Raw genomic sequence first — 15,059 nt, 5'->3', positions numbered from 1 at the left:
GCTCACTGATCGTTCCCACGCTCTGCGTGGAAATGCCTCAGGGGACGCTCCGCGTTCCAATGGGACGCGGAGCGTCCCGGGCTGCATTCCCACGCAGAGCGTGGGAATGATCGGTCAGGTAAGTTTGAAACTGCCCATCTGCCGTGCCAAATCATCCGCCAACCGCTGCAACATCTGACAATCCTCACGACAAGCCCTGACTTCCCCCGCTGTCGCTCGAGCCAAATCAGAGATCCCCTGCACGTTTCGGTTGATCTCTTCCGTCACCGCCGACTGCTCTTCCGTCGCCGTGGCCACCTGATGGTTCATGTCGCTGATGCGCTCGACCTGCCCGGTAATCGCCGTCAACGACGCCCCGGTGCGCTGGCTCGACTCAACGCCGGTGCCGGTCGCCGCTTGCCCGGCGTGCATGGAAGACACCGCATTCTCCGCGCCCTGCTTGAGGCTGCCGATCATCTGCTGAATCTCGTCGGTGGACGACTGAGTCCGCCGCGCCAATGTCCGCACTTCATCGGCCACCACTGCAAAGCCGCGCCCCATGTCCCCGGCCCGCGCCGCTTCGATGGCCGCATTCAAAGCCAAAAGGTTGGTTTGCTCGGAAATCCCGCGAATCACCGCCAACACCTGATCGATGGACGCCACTTGATGGGCCAACTCGCCCACCGCACCGGCAGCAATACCAATCTCGTCGGACATGCTTTCGATATGCCGAATCGACCCGCCCACTACTACCCGCGCCTGAAGTGCTTCATCCCGCGCGGTTTGCGAAGCAACGGCCGCGTTGCCAGCGTTCTGCGCGATCTCCTGTACGGTCAGGCCCATTTCGTGAACGGCGGTGGCGACCATGTCGGTCATTTCCTGCTGACGGCCCGAGCGTTCGGCCGTGTTATCCACCACCCGCGCCACTTGGCCGACCGCCGTGCGCAAACGTTCACTGGTGGCCAGGACTTCGCCGATCATGTCGCGCTGGCTCTCCAGGAACCGATTGAAGCCGCGAGCGAGGTCACCCAGTTCATCGGCGCGACTGGAATCTAACCTGTGGGTCAAATCTCCACCACCGCTACCGATGGCTACCAGCGCCGCTGTTACCTGACGAATCGGCCGTACCAATCCACGGGCCAACAACACCACCAGCATCAGGCACACCAACGCCACCGCCAGGCCGATACCACTGCTCATCCACATCGCGCGGCGGGCTTCGGCGTAGATCTGCGACTGCGGCACTTCGGCCACCAGGGTCCAGCCCAGATCACGCAGCGGCAGGCTCAATGCCAGAAAATCTTCGCCATCGCGGACAAAACTGCTGGTGGCGAACGCGGTGGAGGTAGAGAGCTGCCCCATGACCGCTTGCGCCGCCGTGGCGCCGATCTGCTCGACCAGCGTGCGTTTGCCGCTGAACTGCGTCTCGGGGTGAATCTGGATCAAACCGTCGGCGCGCACGAGATAGACCTTGCCGCGTTCACCGAAGTTGAAATTCTGGATCAGCTCCGACAGCTCTTTCATGCTCAGGCCCAGCCCGGCGACGCCCACGACTTTGCCGGCCTGCTCGACCTTGAGGTCGATGAACAGCGCCAACTCACCGGTGGCGGTGTCATTGTCGATATTGAGGGTGCGCGGCTGGTTGCTGTCGAGGAACGAATAGAACCAGGCGTCGTTGGGATTGGAACGGCTGAGCGTCCGGTCCAGGCCTTTTTCAGTGAAGTAATGGCTTGAAGCGGCCCCGATAATCAGCGCGGTAAAGGCTTTGTGCTCGGCGCGCAGGCCTTCCAGATACTTCACGAAGGTGTCGGTCTGGGCACTGCTTTCGCCCCCGGCCAACCAGTCGCGCACCATGCTGTTACTGGCGATGTCCTTGGCGGCGGTGAGGGGTTGAACGAGGATTCGTTCGATGTCGTTGCGCATCGCCTCGATGCTCGACGGCAGCGCTTGTTCGACCAGATAGCGCTGGGCGAGGCGGTTGACCACGAGGGTATAAACGCCAACCACGATCAGAATACTGACCAGCAGGGCGGTGCCCATGCTCAGGATCAACTGCCATTGAATACTGCGTCGCCAGAACTGCATGGAGCACCCCCAAAGAATAAGAGGCTGAAACACTGCAACAGCCATGCCGATTGTATACAACTAAAACGACAATTTATTCTTTGGTTGTGCGCAAAGCTGATCAGGCCTGATTGATTGTCTTGGCGATCACTTCAACCGTGGCGCTGACTTGCTCTTGGTAACGGTCGAGTTCTTGCTGGTGACGCTTTTGCATTTCGATCTGCTGCGAGCACAGATTCATCGCCGCCAGCACCAGCAAGCGGTCACCGATCAGCGTCGGGTATTTCTTTTTGGTCTCGGCCAGGGCGGCCTTCAACATTAATGCGGCGTCCAGCAGGGTCTGCTCTTCCCCGGCCGGCGCCTTGATCGAATAGTCCTCCCCCAGAATCGAGACGACTTTTACCCCTGCGGCGCCGTAACTCATGCGCTGACAGGGCCGGCGCTGACGCGCTCAACCAAGGCCTGAATGCGTGCGGCGGTGGTGCCTTGTTTCTCTTCCTGTTCCATCAGGCTCAGTTGCAGGCTTTCGTTTTCATCCTTGACCTGGGCCAGTTCTGCACTCAGGGATTGATTGGTGCCGAGCAGGGTCTGATTCTGCTGCACCAGGTCGCTGACCAGTTGTTCCAATTGGCTTAGGGATGCTTCCAACATTTTGATTTTCCAGGCATTTTCAAAGGGCGCGTACGATAAAGAAAAGTCACCACTGACGCCAGGGTTATTCGGGCGCAAGGCCTTGATTTTGCTGGCGGGCGACCTTCCTCGCGAGCTTTAAAGACTGTGATTGGCGGATCTGGTTCCTGCACTTCGTCGCCGCAACCCTTCTGCGACAAAAGCGCGCAGCACCTCAAGACTTCAGTCGTATGACCGATAAGTCATGCATACAGCAGTCTCAGCCCCGCACGGATGCGCTTTTTTCGGTGAACACCATGTCTTTACGAAATATGAATATCGCACCGCGGGCGTTCCTCGGTTTTGCCTTGATTGGCAGCTTGATGCTGGTTCTGGGAGTGTTCGCGCTGAACCAGATGAGCAAGATTCGCGGCGCCGCCGAGGAAATCACCTCGAACAGCGTACCGAGCATCAAAAGCCTCGACGAGTTCACTCAGCTGACCCTGCGCCTGCGCGTGCTGTCTTACCGCCTGTTGGTCAATCGTGAGCCGGACGTCCAGCAGAAAACCATGGACCTGCTGGAAACCCGTAATCAGCAGATTCGAGCCGCTCAAGCCATCTACGAAAAACTGATCGCCAGCCCGCAGGAACGTGCGGCCTATGATCAGTATGTGCAGTTGCTGGGGCAGTATCGCCAGATCGAAGACCGGATGAAGAGCCTGTCGCGCAACAATCAGATCGACGAACTGCGTACGCTGCTCAATACCGATTTGCTGACGAACTCTGAAGCCGTCAACTCCGTGCTCAACCGTTTGCTGGAGATCAATACTCAGCAGACCCTCGACACCAATCAGCAAGCCGTCGACCAATACGCCTCGGCCTTCAACCTGACGGTGACCCTGCTGGTCATCGCCACCGGCCTGACTCTGCTATTCGCCTGGCTGCTGACCAACAGCATCACCAAGCCAATCGCCAATGCCCTGAGCGCCGCCGAAGCAATCGCCGAAGGCAACCTGACGCGCCCGATCACGGTCGACGGTGAAGACGAAGCCGGTCGCCTGCTGGCCGCCATGGCGAAGATGCAGGAAAAACTGCGTGACACCCTGCAACGGATTTCCGGTTCGGCCACGCAATTGGCGTCCGCTGCGGAAGAGCTCAACAGCGTCACCGACGAAAGCGCCCGTGGCCTGACCCAGCAGAACAACGAAATCGAACAGGCCGCCACCGCCGTCAATGAAATGACCAGCGCCGTGGAAGAAGTCGCCCGCAACGCCGTGAGCACCTCCGAAGCCTCGAAAAACGCCACCACTTCGGCTGGCGACGGTCGTGACCTGGTACAGGAAACCGTGAGTGCGATCGAGCGCATGAGCGCCGACGTACAGAGCACCGCCACCCTGATCGGCGATCTGGCTAATGAGTCGCGAGACATCGGCAAAGTGCTGGACGTGATTCGCGGCTTGGCCGACCAGACCAACCTGCTGGCATTGAACGCAGCCATCGAAGCAGCCCGTGCCGGTGAAGCCGGTCGTGGTTTCGCAGTCGTTGCCGACGAAGTGCGTGCCCTGGCCCATCGCACCCAGCAGTCGACCAGCGAAATCGAACGCATGATAGGCAGCATCCAGAGCGGCACCGAACATGCCGTGGATTCGATGCGCAACAGCACCGAACGCGCCGAGTCGACCTTGAATATTGCCCGTGGTGCAGGCATGTCGCTGGACACTATTAATAGCGCCATCGTCGAAATCAACGAACGCAACCTGGTGATCGCCAGCGCGGCCGAAGAGCAGGCACAGGTGGCCCGTGAAGTGGACCGCAATCTGGTGAACATTCGTGACCTGTCGGTGCAATCGGCCACGGGCGCCAACCAGACGAGCGCGGCCAGCAACGAGCTGTCGCGCCTGGCGCTGGACCTGAACAACATGGTTGGGCGGTTTAGCCTGTAACGGCTGCCCCCTGTGGCGAGGGGGCTTGCCCCCGTTCGGCTGCGAAGCAGTCGTAAATTACCCCCCCGCATTGAACCTGGCACACCGCAGCGCCGGCTTGGGGGTCGCTGCGCGACCCAACGGGGGCAAGCCCCCTCGCCACAGGGGATGATCGCCGTCAAAAGCTTTTTGACAGCATCACATTTCAACAGGTTAGAATCGCTGGCACGCAGACTGCATGGTCAGTTTGTGCCCGCCTTTAGCTTTCTGGAGTACTGCCTTTGAATGCGACGACCATCAACAGCCTGTTCTTGATCGGCGCGTTGCTGGTAGGTGCGAGCATTCTGGTGAGCTCACTTTCATCGCGCCTCGGTATCCCGATTCTGGTGATCATCCTCGCGGTGGGCATGTCGGCCGGTGTCGACGGTGCCGGCATTATTTTCGATAACTACCCAACGGCTTATCTGGTCGGCAACCTCGCCCTGGCAGTGATCCTGCTCGACGGCGGCTTGCGCACCCGGGTGGCGAGTTTCCGCGTGGCGTTATGGCCGGCGCTGTCGCTGGCCACGGTCGGGGTGTTGATTACCACCGGACTGACCGGAATGGCGGCGGCGTGGTTGTTCGACCTCAATATGATTCAGGGCCTGCTGATCGGCGCCATCGTCGGCTCCACCGACGCCGCGGCCGTGTTCTCGCTGCTGGGCGGCAAGGGCCTGAACGAACGGGTGAGCGCGAGCCTGGAAATCGAATCCGGCAGCAACGATCCGATGGCGGTGTTTCTCACCGTGACCTTGATCGATATGCTTGCCAGCGGCGAGACGGGCCTGCACTGGGATCTGCTCCTGCATTTGATGCGCGAGTTCGGCATCGGCGGTGTGATTGGCCTCGGTGGTGGCTGGCTGATGCTACAACTGGTCAACCGTATCAACCTGGCGACCGGCCTTTATCCGATTCTGGTGATTGCTGGCGGATTGGTCGTGTTTGCCCTGACCAACGCCCTGCACGGCAGCGGCTTTTTGGCGGTGTACCTGTGTGGCCTGGTGATCGGCAACCGCCCGGTGCGCAGTCGGCACGGCATTTTGCATATGCTCGACGGCATGGCCTGGCTGGCGCAGATCGGCATGTTCCTGGTGCTGGGGCTGTTGGTTACGCCCCATGACCTGCTGCCGATTGCCTTGCCTGCACTGGGCCTGGCGCTGTGGATGATTCTGTTTGCCCGCCCGCTGTCAGTGCTGGTCGGCCTGTTGCCCTTCAAGGCGTTCCATGGCCGCGAAAAGGCATTCATTTCCTGGGTTGGCCTGCGCGGTGCCGTACCGATCATTCTGGCGGTGTTCCCGCTGATGGCGGGGCTACCCAATGCTCAGCTCTACTTCAATCTGGCGTTCTTTATCGTCCTGGTATCGCTGCTGGTGCAAGGCACGAGCCTGCCCTGGGTTGCCAAACTTTTGAAAGTGACCGTCCCGCCGGAGCCCTTGCCGATTTCCCGATCGGCGCTGGAAGTGCATGTCACCAGTGAATGGGAGCTGTTCGTGTATCGCCTTGGTGCCGAGAAATGGTGCATTGGATCCCCTCTTCGCGAGCTGAAAATGCCCGAAGGTACCCGTATCGCAGCCCTGTTTCGTGGCCAACAACTGCTCCATCCGTCGGGTAGTACGGTGCTCGAAGTCGATGATTTGCTCTGCGTAATCGGCCATGAACACAACCTTCCGGCCCTCGGAAAACTCTTCAGTCAGGCCCCGCAACGGGGGCTGGATTTGCGCTTCTTCGGCGACTTCGTACTCGAAGGAGACGCCCAGCTGGGCGCGGTTGCTGCCCTGTACGGGTTGAAAGTCGAAGGCATCGATCCAAACATGTCCCTGGGCCACTTCATTGCCCAGAAAGTGGGCGGTGCCCCCGTAGTCGGTGACCAGGTGGAATGGAACAACACCCTCTGGACCGTCGCTGTCATGGAAGGGAACAAGATTGGTAAGGTAGGCGTCAGATTCCCCGAAGGAAGTCGCCCCGGCCCCGGCCTGTTCCTCTAAACTCCACACTTCGTCTCGTTTTCGATCGGTCTTTATGTCAACTCTGCGCACCTTTTTCATCATGGCCCTGCTGGGCTTGAGTCTTTCCATCAGCACGCTGCAAGCCGCCGAACCGCCGTCCAGCGAAGCCGTGCAGGCGAGCCTGAACAAGATCGCCGACCGCAAACTGCCGGAAGCCGATCAAAAGGCCCTGCAAGCGGTCTTGCAGGGCACGCTCACCCAACTCAACAACCAGCGCGATTACGATCAGAAGCTGATTGATCTCAAGCAGCAGCTGACCAATGCGCCAAAGCAGAACATCGAGAACCAGCGCGAACTGACCCGCCTCAAGGCCACCAAAGTGGTGCCGGTGGCGCAACGCTATACCAAAGAGACCATTCAGCAGCTTGAGCAATTGCTGACCGAGCGCTCCACCCAGCAAAGCGATCTGCAGAAAGCCCTGGCCGAAGCGAACAGCCTGATCATCACCGCCCAGACTCGCCCCGAGCGCGCCCAGGCCGAAATATCTGCCAGCCAGACACGCATCCAGCAGATCAACAACATCCTCAAGCTCGGCAAGGACAGCGGCAAGACCTTGACCGCCGAGCAACGCGATCAGCTCAACGCCGAACTCGCGGCGCTGAACGCCTTGATCCCGCTGCGTCGCCAGGAACTGGCCGGCAACAGCCTGTTGCAGGATTTGGGCAACAGCCAGCATGACCTGCTCACGGAAAAATCCAATCGCCTGGATCAGGAGATCCAGGAGCTGCAAACCCTGATCAACCAGAAGCGCCTGGCCCAGTCTCAAGAGACCGTCACTCAGCAGTCCATCGAAGCGCAGAAGGCCGGCGGCAGCAGCCTGCTGGCCACCGAAAGCGCGGCCAACCTGAAGCTCTCCGACTACCTGCTCAAAAGCACCGACCGCCTCAATGAAGTCACCCAACAGAACCTGCAGACCAAGCAGCAACTGGACAGCGTGACCCAGAGCGACTCGGCGCTGGACGAACAGATCAACGTGCTCAAGGGCAGCCTGCTGCTCTCCAAGATTCTGTACAAACAGAAACAGGCCCTGCCGCGTCTCAGGCTCGACCGCGACCTGGCGGATCAGATTGCCGACATTCGCCTGTACCAGTTTGAGGTCAGCCAGCAGCGAGAGCTGCTCAGCAACCCGACAACCTATGTCGACAACCTGCTGGCAACTCAACCGCCCGAGCAAGTCACCCCGCAACTGCGCAAGAGCCTGCTGGAACTGGCCACCACCCGCGCGGACCTGTTGGAGCGCTTGAATCGCGAATTGAGCGCGGTGCTCAACGAATCCATCACGTTGCAACTCAATCAGAAACAACTGCTCAGCACCGCGCAAAGCCTAAGGGCGACGCTGGATGAGCAAATGTTCTGGATTCCCAGCAACAAGCCGCTGGATCTTGAGTGGATATACGCCGTGCCGGAACGCCTGGAACGTCAGGTCACCACCCTGCCGTGGGCCTCGAGCGTGAGCGAGCTGACCGATGGCCTGACGCAGCGGCCGCTGCTGTTCCTGCCGCTGGCCTTTCTGATCGGGGCGCTGCTGTGGCGCCGAAAGAATCTGTATGCCCGCCTCAACAAAGTTCACCTGGACATCGGCCATTTCAAGCGCGACAGCCAGTGGCACACACCGCAAGCGATTCTGATCAACATCCTGCTGGCGATGCCGGTATCCCTGGGTTTGGCCTTGTGCGGCCTGGCGTTGCAGATCGACGCCCGCGGACAGAACGCCAATATGGGCGCGGCGCTGCTGCAAATGGCCCAGGCCTGGCTGGTGTTCTACACCGCCTACCGCATCCTCGCGCCGGGCGGCGTGGCCGAACTGCATTTCCGCTGGGAAAAACCTCAGGTCGAATTCCTTCAAGGCTGGATTCGCCGACTCGGCCTGGTAGTGATGGCCCTGGTGGCGGTGGTGGCGGTCGCCGAGTTGCAACCAGCGATACTGGCCGATGACGTGCTCGGCATGCCGGTGGTGCTGACTTGCTACGCCTTGATGGCCTGGCTACTCAGCCGCCTGCTGGTTAGCAGCCCGACTCACCAGAACGCTTCACTGTTCCGCAAGGCCGTGGGTGTTCTGTTCACAGCCCTGCCAATCGCGCTGTTCGTCGCCGTGTGCTTTGGCTACTACTACACCGCGCTGAAACTCAGCGACCGGTTGATCAACACGCTGTACTTGCTGATGTTCTGGCTGGTGATCGAAGCGACCTTCGTCCGTGGTCTCAGCGTTGCGGCACGGCGCCTGGCCTATCAACGCGCACTGGCCAAACGTCAGGCTGCGAAAGAGGCTGGTGACGGCGAAGCGGTGATCGAAGAGCCGACTCTGGACATCGAGAAGGTCAACGAGCAGTCCCTGCGCCTGATCCGCCTGGCCCTGCTCGGCGGTTTCATCGCGGCGCTGTATTGGGTCTGGTCGGACCTGATCTCGGTGTTCTCGTACCTGGACAACATCACCCTTTACGAATACACCAGCGGCACCGGTGCCAACATGAGCATGGTGCCGATCAGCATCGGCGACATGCTCGGCGCGCTGATCATCATCGGCATCACCTTTGCGCTGGCGCGCAACCTGCCGGGCTTGCTGGAAGTGTTTGTGCTGTCGAAGCTGAACCTGGCCCAAGGCAGTTCCTACGCCACGACCACGCTGCTGTCCTATGTGATTGCTGGCGTCGGTTTCGTCTCGACCCTGTCCACGCTCGGCGTGAGTTGGGACAAGTTGCAATGGCTGGTGGCCGCACTGTCGGTCGGCCTCGGTTTCGGGATGCAGGAGATCTTCGCCAACTTCATCTCCGGCATCATGATCCTGTTCGAACGCCCGGTGCGGATCGGCGACACCATCACCATTGGCAACCTGTCGGGCACAGTGAGCAAGATCCGCATCCGCGCCACGACCATCACCGACTTCGACCGCAAGGACATCATCGTCCCGAACAAGACGTTCATCACCGGGCAACTGATCAACTGGTCCCTGACCGACACCATCACCCGGGTAACCCTCAAGCTCGGTGTCGACTATGGCTCGGACCTGGACCTGGTGAAAGAGCTGCTGCTCAAGGCTGCCCGGGATAACCCGCGCGTGCTGAAGGATCCGGAACCCCACGTGTACTTCCTGAACTTCGGCGAAAGCACCCTCGACCACGAGTTGCGCATGCATGTGCGCGACCTCGGCGACCGCAACCCGGTGCTCGATGAAGTCAACCGCTTCATCAATCGCGAGTTCAAGAAGCAGCACATCAACATCTCGTTCCGGCAGATGGAGGTCTACCTCAAGAACCTTCACGGCCAGGAATACAAGATGGTGCCGATCGAGCCGGAAACCAAAACCATCGTGCCGGTGGTCGACAGCAAACCGCGGCGCGAACCGCCACCTGTCGAACTCGACTAACCGCGCTATCCCTAGCAGAATGCTCGGACATTCTGCTGGAGATGGCCGTTGAAAGCCCTCGACGAACTGACCTTCGACAATCGCTTCGCCCGCCTGGGCGATGCGTTCTCAACCCATGTGCTGCCCGAGCCCATCGCCGCTCCGCGACTGGTGGTCGCCAGCCCCGCCGCCATGGCGTTGCTGGACCTGGACCCGGCCGTGGCCGAGACGCCGGTATTCGCCGAACTGTTCGGCGGCCACAAGCTCTGGGCCGAGGCCGAGCCGCGAGCGATGGTCTATTCCGGGCATCAGTTCGGTTCCTACAACCCGCAGTTGGGTGACGGTCGCGGCCTGTTACTGGGCGAGGTCTATAACGACGCTGGCGAGCATTGGGACCTGCACCTCAAGGGCGCCGGTCAGACGCCCTATTCGCGCATGGGCGATGGCCGGGCGGTGCTGCGCTCATCGATCCGCGAGTTTCTCGCCTCCGAAGCCCTGCACGCACTGAACATTCCCACCACGCGCGCACTGTGCGTGATCGGCTCCGATACGCCGGTCTGGCGCGAGAAACAGGAACGCGCGGCCATGGTCTTGCGCCTGGCACCGAGCCATGTGCGCTTCGGGAATTTCGAATTTTTCTACTACACCAAGCGCCCCGAGCAACAGAAAGAACTCGGCGAGCACGTGCTGGCCATGCATTTCCCGCATTGCCTGGAACAGCCGGAACCGTACCTGGCGATGTTCCGCGAAATCGTCGAACGCAATGCCGAGCTGATTGCCAAATGGCAGGCCTATGGGTTCTGCCACGGCGTGATGAACACCGACAACATGTCGATCCTGGGCATCACCTTCGACTTCGGCCCGTTCGCCTTCCTCGACGACTTCGACGCCCACTTCATCTGCAACCACTCCGATGACCAGGGCCGCTACTCCTTCAGCAACCAGGTGCCGATCGGCCAGTGGAACCTCAGCGCCCTCGCCCAGGCCCTGACGCCGTTCATCAGCGTCGAAGCCCTGCGCGAAACCCTCGGTCTGTACCTGCCGCTGTTCCAGGCCCACTACCTGGACCTGATGCGCCGCCGTCTCGGTCTAACCACTGCCGAAGACGACGACCAGAAACTGCTGGAACACCTGCTGCAACTGATGCAGAACAGCGGCGTCGACTACAGCCTGTTCTTCCGCCGCCTTGGGGATGAGTCACCGGAACAGGCCGTCGCCCGTTTGCGCGATGACTTCGTCGACATCAAGGGCTTCGATACGTGGGGCGAGCTCTACATCGCCCGGGTTGCCCGTGAAGGCGGGGTTGACCAGGAACAGCGCCGCACGCGCATGCATGCGGTCAATCCGCTGTACATCCTGCGTAACTATCTGGCGCAAAAAGCCATCGATGCGGCGGAAAGTGGCGACTATGCAGAAGTTCGTCGTTTGCACGCGGTATTGAGCAATCCGTTCGAGGAGCAGCCTGGAATGGAGAGCTATGCCGAGCGGCCGCCGGAGTGGGGCAAGCATCTGGAGATCAGTTGTTCGTCGTGAGTGCAGATAGGCCCTTTTCGCAACCGAGGAAGATAGTGGTCTAAAACCTGTCTCCTTGATAAAGACCACCTTCAACTCCAGATCAGTTCCATAGACTGCCCGACTGAGAGCCAATCATGACCGACCCACTCCTCATCCCCTGCCCCCACTGCAACGGCCTGAACCGCATCCCCGCCGAGCGCCTCAACGATCATCCAAAATGCGGTCGCTGCAAGGCCGAAGTCCTGCTGAACAAGCCATTCGAATTGAAGCAAGGCGATTACGCCAGTCAGATCAAGGGCGACCTGCCGTTGCTGGTGGATGTGTGGGCGGACTGGTGCGGGCCGTGCAAGTCGTTTGCGCCGGTGTTCGAGCAGGCGGCGGGGCAATTGGCGGGCAAGTGTCGGCTGGCCAAGCTGGACAGCGAGGCAAATCAGCAATTGTCGGCGCAGTTGGGGATTCGCTCGATCCCGAGCCTGATTCTGTTCAAGAACGGCCGGGAAGTGGCTCGCCAGAGCGGGGCCTTCCCGTTACCGCAGTTGATGAGCTGGTTGCGTAGTCAGGGGATTTGAAAACTACACGAAGCCAAATGTGGGAGCGGGCTTGCTCGCGAAAGCGGTCTATCAATCAGCGATGATGTTGACTGTTATGACCCCTTCGCGAGCAAGCCCGCTCCCACATGGTTTTCGCGCCAACAACAGCGATTCAGGTGTTTTCCAGCAGGTTGTGCAGGTCGACGAACTGCAGAGTCAGTTTGTGTCGTGGGTCGAGATGGATCAGCGGCGTGTTGGCCTGATGGGATTCGCGCATCCGCACTGAACTGGCCAGGTACACCGGCAACACCGGTAGCCCTTCGGCGATCAGTTCGTCGAGGATCTGTTGAGGCAAACTGGCGCGGGCCTGGAACTGGTTGACGACAATGCCTTCAACCTCCAGCCCTTCGTTGTGGTCTTCCTTCAATTCTTCGATTTCCGCCAGCAAGCCATACAGCGCCTGACGCGAGAAACTGTCGCAATCGAAGGGAATCAGCACACGATCAGCGGCGATCAACGCCGAGACAGCATAGAAATTCAGCGCTGGAGGGGTATCGAGGTAGATTCGGTCGTAATCGCCGTCCAGTTCCTCGAGCAATTTTCGCAGCTTGTTGATCTTGTGCTTGGCCTCAAGCTTGGGCTGCAAGTCAGCCAGCTCGGCAGTAGCGGTAACGACGTGAAGGTTATCGAATGGAGTTTCGTAGATATCGACCTGGCTTTTCTTCGAGAACGGCCCGGAGGACAGAGTCTGCTTGAAGAAGTCAGCGATCCCCATCGGGATATCGTCACCGGTGAGTCCCGTCAGGTATTGAGTGGAGTTGGCCTGGGCATCGAGATCCACCAACAGCGTGCGATAGCCTTCGCTGGCGCTGACCGCCGCCAGATTGCAGGCAATACTTGACTTGCCCACGCCACCTTTCTGATTGAACACCACGCGCCGCATGTCAAAACCTCCGTGTATCAAAGAATGACCGAGTGTAGTAGTCCACGGCGCTGCTTAGCTACCTTGCTGGCATCGGGACTACACAGTCATTGGTAATTTCCGTCGAAAAAAACCGCCAACTCGCCCAACGACAGCCGATAGAGCTGACAGACATGTCCGACGCAACATGGATAATGGCTAAACGACAGCTTTTTCGCGAACCAGACGGTACATTTCGTTGCACAAAATGTAACCAGCATTTGCTACACGCCCGCCGCACCGGGATAATGCGCGCCACTCGGCGTTAAGCGCCACGTAAGGTCTGCCGCGATTTTTGCGACTCACCGCGTCAAAAGGAAGCCCGCAGGGGCGGGATGAATGTCTGTGATCAACTTCAACATCGCCCAATGGCGCGCGTGGGCCCCCGGGCTTGAAAGCGTGGATGACTGGCAGGCCTGGAGCCGGCAACCGATCGTGCTCGAGCGCAGCGATGCCGCCCCCGATGTGTCGTTTCTGCCGGCCATGCAGCGTCGGCGACTCAGCCGTCTGGCGCGGATGGCGTTCAGCGTCGGCTGGCCTTTGGCCGATGGTCGCCAGGACCTACCGTTGGTCTTTATTTCCCGCCATGGCGAAACCCCGCGCACCTTCGACATTCTCAGCGATCTGGCGACTGATCAACCGTTGTCGCCCACTCAGTTCAGCTTGTCGGTGCACAACGCGGTGATCGGCCTGTGGTCGATCATGCGTGGCGAAACCAGCGAAATGACCGCCCTCGCCGCGGCTGGCGATGGCCTTGAACACGGCATGCTAGAAGCGGCGGCGCTGCTTGAGGAAGGCGCGCCCGCGGTACTGCTGGTGGTGACAGAAGAGCAACCGCCCGCAGCCTACTCGGCCTGGATCGACGATGTGCCATTCCCCTACGCGGTGGGCCTGTTGATTACGCCTGGCAATCAGTGGCAGCTGTCGCTGAACAGCACCTCGCAAGCGTTGTCCAAAACCCACTGGCCCCATGCCCTGAATCTGTTGCGTACCCTGCTCGGCCAGCAAACGACCTGCCAACATGCCTGGAAAAATCGTGTATGGACCTGGCAACGCAACCTGTGACCGATAAAAACCGCGACGCCTATTACTGGCGCCTGCTGGCCACTGCCGCAAGCTTCACCCTGTTCGGGTTGGGCGGGCTATGCCTGCGATTGGTGGTATTCCCGCTGCTGAGTTGCCTGCCGGGAGACGCTCAGGCCCATCGTCAGCGTGCCCGACAGACAGTGAGCCGCTGTTTCTGGTTTTTCATTCGGTTCATGGCTCGCACTGGCGTGCTGACTTATGACATCCAGGGCGCGGAAAAACTCGGACGGCCAGGGCAAATGATCGTTGCCAATCACCCCTCGTTGATCGATGTGGTGTTTTTGATCGGCCTGGTGGGCCACTCCAACTGTGTGGTCAAGAAAAGCCTCTGGGAAAACCCGTTCACCCGCGCCCCGCTACGCCGCACCGATTACATCAGCAACGATGGCAGCATGGATATGCTCGACGCCGCTGCCGACGCGTTGAAAAGCGGTCAGACCCTGATCATCTTTCCCGAGGGCACCCGCACCCAACCCGGTAAACCGCCGGCCTTTCATCGGGGGGGCGCGGCAATCGCCCTGCGCGGTGCGAGAATCCTCACCCCGGTGATCATCAAGGTCAGCCCGACCACATTGACCAAGGCCGAACCCTGGTATCGGATTCCCAAACGCCGCGTGCACTTCAGTTTTCGCGTCGGGGCCGATATAGACCCACAGGCCTTCGCTACGCAAGGGCCTGCGCCTCAGGCCTCGCGCAAGCTCAATGATTATTTGCACCATTACTTTATTAAGGAGCTCGCCGAAGATGAGCGATCTACACCGTGAGATAAAAGAACTGATCATCGAAGCCCTGGGCCTCGAAGACATCAGCGTCGATGATATCGGCGATGAACAAACGCTGTTCGGCGAAGGCTTGGGCCTGGACTCGGTAGACGCCCTGGAACTCGGCTTGGCCATCCAGAAAAAGTACGGCATCAAAATCGATGCCGACGCCAAGGACACCCGTAATCACTTCACCAACGTGGCGAGCCTTGCGGCGTTCGTCACTGCAAAACAGGCAGCTTGA

The 15,059-nt window shown here is 59.9% G+C and carries 12 protein-coding genes and 2 pseudogenes; 9 read left to right on the top strand and 5 right to left on the bottom strand.

Annotation, left to right across the window (positions count from 1 at the left end):
• Positions 1-114: 114 nt before the first annotated feature.
• From ACQKPC_RS23565 to ACQKPC_RS23550, 4 genes and pseudogenes are all read right to left on the bottom strand, one after another.
• On the bottom strand, positions 115-846 hold the full coding sequence (locus ACQKPC_RS23565) for a methyl-accepting chemotaxis protein (protein ID WP_412548359.1): 732 nt from the start codon (positions 844-846) through the stop codon (positions 115-117).
• A gap of 135 nt (positions 847-981) precedes the next feature.
• A pseudogene (locus ACQKPC_RS23560) lies at positions 982-2,019 on the bottom strand (HAMP domain-containing protein); the annotation flags it as partial.
• A 145-nt stretch (positions 2,020-2,164) separates the two neighbouring features.
• Entirely contained in the window at positions 2,165-2,467 is a 303-nt protein-coding gene (locus tag ACQKPC_RS23555) for a cell division protein ZapA (RefSeq protein ID WP_007903196.1), read from the bottom strand.
• The gene (locus ACQKPC_RS23550; RefSeq protein ID WP_008071054.1) at positions 2,464-2,694 is read right to left on the bottom strand and encodes a hypothetical protein; all 231 of its coding nucleotides are present in this window, start codon (positions 2,692-2,694) and stop codon (positions 2,464-2,466) included. Before ACQKPC_RS23550 ends, ACQKPC_RS23555 begins: the two co-directional genes overlap by 4 nt.
• Positions 2,695-2,903: 209 nt before the next feature.
• Here ACQKPC_RS23550 and ACQKPC_RS23545 point away from each other — a divergent pair.
• The 6 genes and pseudogenes from ACQKPC_RS23545 to trxC form a co-directional block, all read left to right on the top strand.
• Positions 2,904-3,740, top strand: a pseudogene (locus ACQKPC_RS23545) (MCP four helix bundle domain-containing protein); the annotation flags it as partial.
• The gene (locus ACQKPC_RS23540) at positions 3,723-4,595 is read left to right on the top strand and encodes a methyl-accepting chemotaxis protein (protein ID WP_371317140.1); all 873 of its coding nucleotides are present in this window, start codon (positions 3,723-3,725) and stop codon (positions 4,593-4,595) included. The pseudogene ACQKPC_RS23545 and the gene ACQKPC_RS23540, both read left to right, overlap by 18 nt.
• A gap of 260 nt (positions 4,596-4,855) precedes the next feature.
• Positions 4,856-6,598, top strand: a complete 1,743-nt coding sequence (locus tag ACQKPC_RS23535; protein WP_008009120.1) for a potassium/proton antiporter — start codon at positions 4,856-4,858, stop codon at positions 6,596-6,598.
• A gap of 34 nt (positions 6,599-6,632) precedes the next feature.
• On the top strand, positions 6,633-9,983 hold the full coding sequence (mscK, locus tag ACQKPC_RS23530; RefSeq protein WP_427626651.1) for a mechanosensitive channel MscK: 3,351 nt from the start codon (positions 6,633-6,635) through the stop codon (positions 9,981-9,983).
• Between the two features lie 48 nt (positions 9,984-10,031).
• Positions 10,032-11,495 carry a protein adenylyltransferase SelO gene (gene selO, locus ACQKPC_RS23525; RefSeq protein WP_427626649.1) on the top strand — a complete coding sequence of 488 codons (1,464 nt, stop codon included), beginning with the start codon at positions 10,032-10,034 and terminating at the stop codon, positions 11,493-11,495.
• A gap of 116 nt (positions 11,496-11,611) precedes the next feature.
• The gene (gene trxC, locus ACQKPC_RS23520) at positions 11,612-12,046 is read left to right on the top strand and encodes a thioredoxin TrxC (RefSeq protein WP_030129872.1); all 435 of its coding nucleotides are present in this window, start codon (positions 11,612-11,614) and stop codon (positions 12,044-12,046) included.
• 133 nt (positions 12,047-12,179) lie between these two features.
• Here the strand turns inward: trxC and ACQKPC_RS23515 are convergent, their stop codons facing one another.
• Entirely contained in the window at positions 12,180-12,950 is a 771-nt protein-coding gene (locus ACQKPC_RS23515) for a ParA family protein (RefSeq protein WP_427626647.1), read from the bottom strand.
• Positions 12,951-13,307: 357 nt separating this feature from the next.
• Between ACQKPC_RS23515 and ACQKPC_RS23510 the strand changes: the two genes are divergently transcribed.
• The 3 genes from ACQKPC_RS23510 to ACQKPC_RS23500 are packed head-to-tail and all read left to right on the top strand — an operon-like array spanning position 13,308 to position 15,059.
• Positions 13,308-14,033: a beta-ketoacyl synthase chain length factor gene (locus ACQKPC_RS23510; protein WP_123499895.1), complete on the top strand. Its 726-nt coding sequence runs from the start codon at positions 13,308-13,310 to the stop codon at positions 14,031-14,033.
• Positions 14,009-14,818: a lysophospholipid acyltransferase family protein gene (locus ACQKPC_RS23505; RefSeq protein ID WP_008071041.1), complete on the top strand. Its 810-nt coding sequence runs from the start codon at positions 14,009-14,011 to the stop codon at positions 14,816-14,818. Before ACQKPC_RS23510 ends, ACQKPC_RS23505 begins: the two co-directional genes overlap by 25 nt.
• Entirely contained in the window at positions 14,799-15,059 is a 261-nt protein-coding gene (locus tag ACQKPC_RS23500) for a phosphopantetheine-binding protein (RefSeq protein WP_008071040.1), read from the top strand. Before ACQKPC_RS23505 ends, ACQKPC_RS23500 begins: the two co-directional genes overlap by 20 nt.

Origin of the sequence: Pseudomonas sp. NPDC089918 (assembly GCF_050280605.1) — a bacterium.
Classification (GTDB): domain Bacteria; phylum Pseudomonadota; class Gammaproteobacteria; order Pseudomonadales; family Pseudomonadaceae; genus Aquipseudomonas.
This window is presented reverse-complemented; position numbering and strand designations above follow the sequence as displayed.

Coding starts and splice junctions, on each gene's coding strand:
- ACQKPC_RS23510 (WP_123499895.1), top strand. CDS start 13,308: ATGTCTGTGATCAACTTCAACATCGCCCAATGGCGCGCGTGGGCCCCC.
- ACQKPC_RS23550 (WP_008071054.1), bottom strand. CDS start 2,694: ATGTTGGAAGCATCCCTAAGCCAATTGGAACAACTGGTCAGCGACCTG.
- ACQKPC_RS23565 (WP_412548359.1), bottom strand. CDS start 846: ATGGTCGCCACCGCCGTTCACGAAATGGGCCTGACCGTACAGGAGATC.
- ACQKPC_RS23555 (WP_007903196.1), bottom strand. CDS start 2,467: ATGAGTTACGGCGCCGCAGGGGTAAAAGTCGTCTCGATTCTGGGGGAG.
- ACQKPC_RS23515 (WP_427626647.1), bottom strand. CDS start 12,950: ATGCGGCGCGTGGTGTTCAATCAGAAAGGTGGCGTGGGCAAGTCAAGT.
- ACQKPC_RS23505 (WP_008071041.1), top strand. CDS start 14,009: ATGGACCTGGCAACGCAACCTGTGACCGATAAAAACCGCGACGCCTAT.
- ACQKPC_RS23500 (WP_008071040.1), top strand. CDS start 14,799: ATGAGCGATCTACACCGTGAGATAAAAGAACTGATCATCGAAGCCCTG.
- ACQKPC_RS23540 (WP_371317140.1), top strand. CDS start 3,723: ATGGCGAAGATGCAGGAAAAACTGCGTGACACCCTGCAACGGATTTCC.
- mscK (WP_427626651.1), top strand. CDS start 6,633: ATGTCAACTCTGCGCACCTTTTTCATCATGGCCCTGCTGGGCTTGAGT.
- trxC (WP_030129872.1), top strand. CDS start 11,612: ATGACCGACCCACTCCTCATCCCCTGCCCCCACTGCAACGGCCTGAAC.